Origin of the sequence: Planktothrix sp. FACHB-1355 (assembly GCF_014748295.1) — a bacterium.
GTDB classification, from domain to species: Bacteria; Cyanobacteriota; Cyanobacteriia; order Cyanobacteriales; family Aerosakkonemataceae; genus Aerosakkonema; species Aerosakkonema funiforme_A.
The window spans coordinates 1-8,034 of record NZ_JACJUP010000197.1 but is presented as its reverse complement, the minus strand read 5'-3'; the positions used below and the strand labels follow the sequence as shown (position 1 = coordinate 8,034).

General features: G+C 43.5%; 5 protein-coding genes and 1 tRNA gene. 3 read left to right on the top strand and 3 right to left on the bottom strand.

Translation table 11 applies throughout. The features are described 5' to 3' along the window. Nucleotides 1-62: 62 nt before the first annotated feature. Nucleotides 63-986 (bottom strand): glutathione S-transferase family protein, encoded by a 924-nt coding sequence (locus tag H6S82_RS11160; protein WP_190467947.1) that lies wholly within the window; start codon nucleotides 984-986, stop codon nucleotides 63-65. Between the two features lie 129 nt (nucleotides 987-1,115). Here H6S82_RS11160 and H6S82_RS11155 point away from each other — a divergent pair, with 129 nt between their 5' ends. From H6S82_RS11155 to H6S82_RS11145, 3 genes are all read left to right on the top strand, one after another. Then, nucleotides 1,116-1,481 (top strand): DUF1818 family protein, encoded by a 366-nt coding sequence (locus tag H6S82_RS11155; protein WP_190467911.1) that lies wholly within the window; start codon nucleotides 1,116-1,118, stop codon nucleotides 1,479-1,481. 44 nt (nucleotides 1,482-1,525) lie between these two features. Next, nucleotides 1,526-1,599 (top strand) — tRNA-Pro (locus H6S82_RS11150). A 346-nt stretch (nucleotides 1,600-1,945) separates the two neighbouring features. Beyond that, entirely contained in the window at nucleotides 1,946-2,227 is a 282-nt protein-coding gene (locus tag H6S82_RS11145) for a diguanylate cyclase (RefSeq protein ID WP_191056227.1), read from the top strand. Here H6S82_RS11145 and H6S82_RS11140 read toward each other — a convergent pair. Together H6S82_RS11140 and H6S82_RS11135 are read right to left on the bottom strand one after the other, a co-directional pair. After that, nucleotides 2,204-3,826, bottom strand: coding sequence for an ATP-binding protein (locus H6S82_RS11140; RefSeq protein ID WP_190467914.1), 1,623 nt, complete (start codon nucleotides 3,824-3,826; stop codon nucleotides 2,204-2,206). The two genes, H6S82_RS11145 and H6S82_RS11140, sit on opposite strands and share 24 nt — an antisense overlap. Nucleotides 3,827-3,964: 138 nt before the next feature. Continuing rightward, nucleotides 3,965-8,005: a response regulator gene (locus tag H6S82_RS11135; protein WP_347339486.1), complete on the bottom strand. Its 4,041-nt coding sequence runs from the start codon at nucleotides 8,003-8,005 to the stop codon at nucleotides 3,965-3,967. Between the last annotated feature and the right edge of the window lie 29 nt (nucleotides 8,006-8,034).

The following is an 8,034-nucleotide window of genomic DNA, read 5'->3' as shown; positions in this document are numbered from 1 at the left end:
GTAACTTGCGATCGATAATATTACGGCGGGAAGGGAGTAATCCAAAATCCAAAATCCAAAATCTAAAATCGATTGTGCGGTTTCAGCAAGTTGGTTACATCTGGCCCTTTGGGAATGATACCGCCTGGATTGAGGGGGAACAAATTACCGTAATAATCTCGCTTGACAGCTTCTACATCGCAAGTGTCTGCAACACCGGGAAGCTGATACAAATCGCGGAGGTAAGCCCCTAGATTTTGGTAATCTTGAATTCTCTTTTTGTTGCATTTGAACAATCCGTAGTAGACTGCATCAAAACGAAATAGGGTAGTAAACAAACGCACATCTGCTAGGGTTAATATCTCGCCACACAAATATCGGCTACTGGCAAGTTTTTCATCTATTTCATCGAGAACGGCAAAGAGTTCGTCGCAAGCTGTTTCGTAAGCGGTTTGAGTTTGTGCAAAACCGCAACGATAGACGCCGTTGTTGACTGCATGATAAATTTTATCGTTCCAGCGATCGATTGTTTCTTTGAGTTCTTCTGGATACAGATTAAGTTCGGGATGCTGGGCAAATTCGTTGAAAGCCGAGTTCAGGATTACTATTATTTCGGCGCTTTCGTTATTGACAATTGTGTTAGTTTGTTTATCCCACAGGACGGGTACTGTGCAACGTCCGTTGTAGCTTGGTTTTGCTAATTGATATAGTTGCGGTAGGGTGGTACAACCTTCTTCTGGGCGATCGAATACCCAAATTCCTTCGTCGGAGGAAGGTGAGGCGATCGAGACTCCGATCGCATTTTGCAGTCCTTTGAGCGATCGCACAACCAAAGTTCTATGGGCCCAAGGACAGGAAAGCCCCACGTAAAGATGGTAACGCCCCGCCGCCGGTTGATAGGGGTTGTCTTCTGCGGTACTGACAGTATAGTTGAATTGACTGGCTGGACGAATGTATTCTCCTGACCGATTGCGTGGCGCAATGCGAGACATCATCACATTCCACATCGTTGTCCAGGTGAATTTTCCGAGTTTGACGATCAGTCCCGGAGGAATTTTACTTTTCACAGGCTATCCTCGTTAATGCGAAATGACTCTAAAATCTAAAATCCAAAATCCAAAATCTAAAATGAAATAATGGAGCGTATAGTTAAAAGCGGAACGGGTTGGCGCATTGGCTGGAATCCGGAAGCTGCTAAATTCAAAGGTTTAGTCGGTGGAGATGACTGGGCATTTGAGCTAACCGAGGCGGAATTAAACGATTTTTGTCGATTGCTGGCGCAATTGGCAGGAACAATGAGCCATATGGCTAGCGAGTTGATGGACGAGGAGAAAATTGCCTGCGAAGCCGAAAGCGATTTGCTCTGGATGGAAGTGGAGGGCTATCCCCACGCCTACAGCCTTCACTTTATTATAAATAGCGATCGACAGTGTGAAGGCACTTGGCCAGCTTCCGCAGTTCCCGGCTTACTGCAAGCAATTCAAGTTTTGCAAGTTTTCTAGTTGCCAATCTATTTATATGTGCTATATTAGTAAAGCATCGAAATCGGGGCGTAGCGCAGCTTGGTAGCGCACTACTTTGGGGTAGTAGGGGTCGTGGGTTCGAATCCCGCCGCTCCGATAGGCAGAAACCCGCTTATACAGCGGGTTTTAAGCTTTTAATTAGGGTTTCTCTACCGCTGGATATCATCGATGGCTATGACATAGCATGACACTTTGAGCCATCTAAAAGGATAAATTTAAGATACCAAGTTTCAAGGGCTTCTCATGGCAGGCCATCGAAATCGAAAGGGAACTGTAGCAGTTCAGAGCTTCAAAGTACAACCACTCATGTCCTACAAATGCACAGTGAATTCCTTCTACCAAATCCCTTGCTTTCGATACCTAACCAGAGTCCGAGGGCTTTTTGACAAAATTTCACTCGCTCGATTCTTGTTGACAAAATTCATGGCTTTAATCCTTGTTAAATTGCTGCTCGTTGGGGCGGTGAGGAATTTGTTTTAGGTATATATGGTATAACGCGATCTCTGGGTGCAAAGCGGCTGACTGACTTCCTAAAAACCTGGTGCAAGCAGAAGTTTACTGATAATAATAATCAGACATTTCAGGTGACTTTCAGTGCAGGAGTGGTTGAATATTCTCAGGATGGCGCTAACTTGCAAGAAATTTATCGAGCCGCCGATGCCGCACTATACCAAGCGAAGGCAATGGGACGAAATCGAGTATTAGTATCGAGTACCGCAATCTAGTTTAAGCTCCATTTCCTTTTGGCCAAAGTCCAAGGTTAAAGGTAATGTAAAATAAAAAATGCTTCCTTGCCCTAAAATACTTTCAGCCCAGATCGAACCACCGTGTTGTTGCACGATACTTTTACAAATTGCTAAACCGAGTCCGCTACCACCTTTTTCACGGGAATCTGACACATCAATTTGTTGAAATCGTTCAAAAATGATTTCTAATTTTTCGGCTGGAATACCTCGTCCTCGATCTTCGATTTTAAAGAGAACACAGGGTAAAGCGATTTTAGACTGAAACGATCGCGCAAATCTTTCATGGCTTTCAATGACTTCTGCTGATAACCAAACTGTGGTATTAGCTGGGGAAAATTTAATCGCATTACTAAGTAAATTTGTGAGAGTTTGCACGATCGCATTTGGATCGGCCCAAACTTGCACAGAAATAGGATAGACTTGCAAAGTTACTTTAGAGAGATCTCCAAAACGCTGAACATCGGCAATTGCTTGTTGGATTAAGTCAGATGCAATGCACAATTGCTTATTCAAATTATATTTACCAGTAGTGAGACGTTGCAGATCTAGAAGGTCGTTAGTTAATCGAATCATGCGATCGGTTCCTCGTAGAGCAACTTCTAGCATTTCTTTCGCTTTTTCCGGCTTGCCATCGTAAACTCCTCTTGCTAGCAGTTTAAGAGAACCTTGAATCGTTGTTAGTGGCGTCCGTAATTCATGGCTGGCAACTGAAATAAACTCGTCTTTCATTCGTTCAATATTACGCCGTTCGGTAATGTCTTTAAAAGTGATTACTGCACCGATAATTTCATGTTGTTCTAATATGGGAGTACAGATATATTCTACTGGAAAGTAAGAACCGTCTTTACGTTGGAATTCTGCCCGATCGTTATAATGAACTAAGCCATCTTTTAACGAGGCGCAAATTGGACACTTAAAAGCGCGATCGCCATTCTTTCCGACCTTAGAATTCAAGATCGAACATTCAGGTTTTCCAATCGCTTCTTCGATAGTGTAACCCAACATTTTGGCAGCGGCTGGATTGAGGAATGTTGTTTTACCTTGGTAATCTACACCATAAATTCCTTCTCCAACTGCATTGAGAATTAATTGATGATTGTGGTTAATTCGATTTATCTCTTGTTCTTTTACTTGCAAAATATTGTAAGCCGTTCGCAGTTCTTCTGCCTGCCTTTTTAGTTCGGCGTTTTTTTGAAATAAATCGACAAAAACAGAAACTTTTGCGAGTATAATTTCTGGAATGAGGGGTTTTAGTAAATAATCTACGGCTCCTAATGAGTAACCTTTCAAAATATACATTGCATCGCGATTTATCGCCGTTAAAAAGAGAATGGGAGTATGGCAGGTTGCCGGACGGGAATGAATAATTTTAGCAAGCTCAAATCCATTCATTCCCGGCATTTGCACATCTAATAAAATGACAGCAAACTCCTGTTGTAGGAGATGCTTTAAAGCTTCGTCAGCAGAAATTGCCTTCACGACATTTTGTTTCAATGGCGCTAACGTCTCGGTCAATGCCATCAGATTAGCGGGACGATCGTCAACTACAAGAATATTGACCTTAGAAACGGTTGTCATATGAGTTAAAGTTCGTAAAAATGGAACTCTAGCGTAGGATGGCAGAAATAACTCACAGTTGAAAAAGCTGAAAAAGCTGAAAAAGCTGACTTTAAAAGCTTTTTATCCTGCCTGCTGGCACTAATATCGATCGCGCTTCTAACAGCGTAGCCAAACTCGCAATAGCGAGAGGAGTTGCTGAATATCGACAGGTTTGGGAATGTAGTCCGAAGCTCCCGATTCTAAACATTTATGGCGATCGCCCTGCATTGCTTTTGCTGTCAGAGCTATAATTGGTAGCCGTTGAAAAGATGCCATCTGCCGGATCGTTTTAATAGTTTGATAGCCATCCATTTCCGGCATCATGATATCCATCAACACCACATCAACATCGGGGGTGCTTTGCAGTATAGTGATGCCATTGCGACCGTTATCGGCATAAATTACTTTTAACTGAAAAGACTCCAGCATACTGGTGAGGGCAAAAACATTTCGCACATCATCATCTACAATCAATATTTTCTTGCCGCGCAACTCAGGAGATCGCTGCTGTAACTGTCTGAGTAATTGTTGCTGGGTTGGTGAAAAATTATCGATCGGTTGATGGAGAATCAGCGCTGTTTTATCCAGCAGATTTGGCATTCCCAACTCATCTTTTAGGACAACTAGCGTATCAGCTTGTTCTAAGGTTAGTCGTTGTCGATCGGAGATGTCTGGATTAGCATAGGAAACTATAGGCAGATATTCAAAACCCGAATTTTTGGTGAATTCCTGACGAATATATTGAATTAAACTAATGCCATCCATGTCAGGTAGGATGAGATCCGACAATAGGCAATCAAACGGCTGGTTTTGCAGCAACTCTATTGCTTGGGTTCCACTACTAACAGCAGTTATATGGATATTCTGATTGCCAAGTAGCTCGGTAATTTGCTGTTGTTGGTTGATGTCAGGTTCTAACAGTAATACATTGCGGGTATTTTGTGTGCTATAAGTTTGAATTTTGACAAATGCTTGACGCAATATTTCATTGCTAATTGGCTTCTGCCAGAAAGATGCTGCTCCTTGTCGCAAGCCATGATGACTATCGTCCTGCATTACAGTCATAATATGCACCGGAATATGCCGGGTTGCGAGGTCATGCTTGAGGCGATCGAGAACAACCCAACCATCAAGAACTGGCATCGCAATGTCCAGGATTATGGCATCAGGCTTAAATTGACGCGCTAATCTTAATCCGATTTCTCCTTGAGAAGCTATTAGCATTTTATAGTCTTGGCCGTGTCCGAAGTCCAGCAAAATCTGACTGAAGGCATTGTCATCATCAATGACTAGCAAAATGCGATCGCCTGCCACAATCTTATCTCGATCGTCTAAAACTGGACTACAACCAATGACTGATGTTGAGGATATTGAAGATGGCACAGATCGGGGAAGTAGATCGGACGGAGGAGATACTGGCGGCGAGACAGATAGGCGAGATATGGGAGGGAAGGAAGATAAAGGAGATCCCAAAGATGCGACAACTGATTCTAATTTAATATCTGGATAATTTTGCGGCAAGTAAAGGATAAAAGTGCTACCCTTTCCTAACTGACTGACCAGCATAATTTTACCGCCAAGTAATCGTGCAATCTCGCGGCTGATCGACAAGCCCAATCCTGTGCCGCCATACTTGCGGGAAGTTGTGCCATCTGCTTGCTGGAATGCTTCAAAAATAACTTTTTGTTTGCTCGGCTCAATGCCAATACCGGTATCGCTAACAGCAAAGGCAATTACCTGTTTCGCTCGGTTGAGTTCCTCATGGTCAATTCCCCATCCTTCATTGACCACCGCTACAGATAATCGAACTTCTCCCTGTTGTGTAAATTTAAAGGCATTAGAAAGTAGGTTTTTCAGAATTTGCTGAAGCCGTTTGATATCGGTGTAAATAGCACTGGGTAGAGCGGGATGAAAATCAATTGTAAATTTCAATTTACGCTCTTGCGCTACCTGGATAAAGGTACGTTCAATAAAATTCTTCAGTTCGGAGAACGGTAAATGCTCTAGCTGCACGGACATAGTGCCAGATTCAATTTTAGCTAGATCGAGAATATCATTAATCAATGCCAACAAATCTGTTCCCGCAGCATGAATTGTTTCTGCATACTCAATTTGCTTTTCTGTTAAATTACTATCATTGTTTTGGGTTAGTAGTCCTGATAGCAATAGCAAACTATTCAGCGGGGTTCGCAATTCGTGAGACATATTTGCCAAAAACTCAGATTTATATTTAGAAGTGAGTGCAAGTTGTGTTGCTTTTTCTTCCAATGCCAAGCGTGCTAAGTCTATTTCTCGGTTTTTTCGCTCAACTTCTTCATTTTGAGAGGATAGCAGCAAAGCTTTTTCTTGTAATTGGGCGTTGGTTTTTTGCAGTTCTTCTTGTTGGTTTTTCAGGAGTTCTTCCGAGGTTTGTAAGGATTTGGCTTTTTGTTCCAGTTGTTTGTTGGTTTCGGTAAGTTCTTTCTGTTGGCTCTGCAATTCTTCGGTAAGGGATTGAGATTGTTTGAGCAGTTCTTCCGTTCGCATTCCGGCTGCGATCGTATTTAACACAATCCCGATACTTTCAGTCAATTGATCTAAGAAAGTCAAATGTATTTCACTGAACCGATTGAAAGATGCCAGTTCAATTACTGCCGTTACTTGTCCTTCAAATAGAATGGGCAATACAACCACATTCAGGGGCGGTGCTTCACCCAAACCGGAACTAATGGTGATATAGTTACTGGGAACGCGAGTCAGTAAAATCCGCTCTTTTTCTAACGCACATTGACCGACCAAACTTTCCCCAAGCTGGAACCGATTCGCTAAATGTTGCCGTTCATTAAAAGCGTAGGTACTCAGTAGCTTCAAGAATACTGCCGTACTTGACGAATCCATCAGATAGAATACACCATGTTGTGCGGACACCAGGGGAGCTAATTCGGAAAGAATCAATTTTGATACTGTTTCCAAATCTCGCTGTCCTTGCAACATCCGGGTAAATTTCGCCAAATTAGTTTTTAACCAGTCTTGTTCGGTGTTTTTCTGGGTGGTTTCCCGCAGATTGGCGATCATTTGGTTAATATTATCTTTCAGGACAGCAACTTCACCTTGAGCATCAACAGAAATCGATCGCGTTAAGTCGCCTTTGGTCACTGCGATCGCAACTTCCGCAATAGCACGTACCTGCGTAGTTAAATTTGCTGCCAGTTCATTAACGTTATCCGTTAAAGCTCTCCAAGTTCCCGATGCACCCGGTACTTTCGCCTGACCGCCCAATTTCCCTTCAATGCCCACCTCACGCGCCACCGTCGTTACTTGATCCGCAAACGTCGCCAGCGTATCGATCATCTCGTTAATCGTATCTGCCAGCGTCTCGATTTCACCTTTCGCTTCTAACACCAGTTTGCGCTTCAAATCCCCATTGGCTACCGAGGTAACAATTCGTGCAATTCCTCGCACCTGCGCTGTCAAGTTGCTGGCCATCAAATTTACCGAGTCGGTCAGGTCTTTCCACGTTCCAGCTACTCCTTTTACCTCTGCTTGACCGCCCAGTTTTCCTTCGGTACCTACTTCTTTCGCTACCCGTGTCACCTCAGAAGCAAAGGAGTTGAGTTGATCCACCATCGTATTGATCGTGTCTTTTAACTCCAGCATTTCGCCCTTCACATCGACGGCAATCTTCTTGGACAAATCGCCATTGGCTACCGCCTTCGTGACTTCGGCAATGTTTCGCACTTGCCCAGTTAAGTTTCCTGCCATCAAGTTGACGTTATCGGTGAGGTCTTTCCAAGTGCCACCAACGCCCCGGACATAAGCTTGACCGCCCAGTTTCCCTTCCGTTCCTACTTCCCGCGCCACCCGCGTTACTTCCGAAGCAAAGGAGTTGAGTTGATCCACCATCGTATTGATGGTGTTTTTCAACTCTAAAATTTCCCCTTTTACATCAACAGTAATTTTCTTAGAAAGGTCACCATTAGCGATCGCTAACGTGACAACAGCAATGTTCCGCACTTGGTCAGTCAAACTACCAGCCATAAAGTTCACATTATCAGTCAGGTCTTTCCAAGTGCCACCTACCCCTTTGACCTCGGCTTGTACACCCAGTTTTCCTTCTGCACCCACCTCACGGGCTACGCGAGTTACCTCAGACGCAAAAGAATTGAGTTGATCCACCATGATGTTAATGGTGTTCTTCAACTCCAACA

What these genes read in the sequence shown, in the direction of transcription:
- H6S82_RS11160 (WP_190467947.1), bottom strand. Translation starts at nt 986, where the DNA reads ATGTGGAATGTGATGATGTCTCGCATTGCGCCACGCAATCGGTCAGGA.
- H6S82_RS11155 (WP_190467911.1), top strand. Translation starts at nt 1,116, where the DNA reads ATGGAGCGTATAGTTAAAAGCGGAACGGGTTGGCGCATTGGCTGGAAT.
- H6S82_RS11140 (WP_190467914.1), bottom strand. Translation starts at nt 3,826, where the DNA reads ATGACAACCGTTTCTAAGGTCAATATTCTTGTAGTTGACGATCGTCCC.
- H6S82_RS11135 (WP_347339486.1), bottom strand. Translation starts at nt 8,005, where the DNA reads ATGGTGGATCAACTCAATTCTTTTGCGTCTGAGGTAACTCGCGTAGCC.